Genomic DNA, 327 nt, shown 5'->3' with positions numbered 1-327 from the left:
CTGGGCGTCGTGCGCAGCGCGGTGCCGCGCCGCCGGCGGCTGTGGTGGCGGCTGCCGATCCCGGTCATCGGGCTGGCGATCCTGGCGGCGTTCGGCACGGTCGACAGGAAGACCGGCTCCGTCAACACGTACCTGATCGGCGGCGGCGCCGTGCTGACGCTGCTCGGCCTGACCATGCTGCTGCCCTGGCTGGTGGAAGCGGTCGTGGCGCGCTTCAAGGGCGGCCCGGTCCCCTGGCAGCTGGCCGCCCGCCGGCTCCAGCTGAGCAGCAGCAGCGCGGCCCGCGCGGTCAGCGGCATCACCGTCGCCGTGGCCGGAGCCATCGCG

Annotated in this window: 1 pseudogene; it reads left to right on the top strand. The window is 75.5% G+C overall.

What is annotated here, in order from left to right:
• Positions 1 to 327 (top strand): annotated as a pseudogene (locus ADK86_RS17845) (ABC transporter permease); the annotation flags it as partial.

It is taken from the genome of Streptomyces sp. NRRL F-5755 (assembly GCF_001279365.1).
Taxonomy (GTDB): Bacteria; Actinomycetota; Actinomycetes; order Streptomycetales; family Streptomycetaceae; genus Streptomyces; species Streptomyces rimosus.
This window is presented reverse-complemented; position numbering and strand designations above follow the sequence as displayed.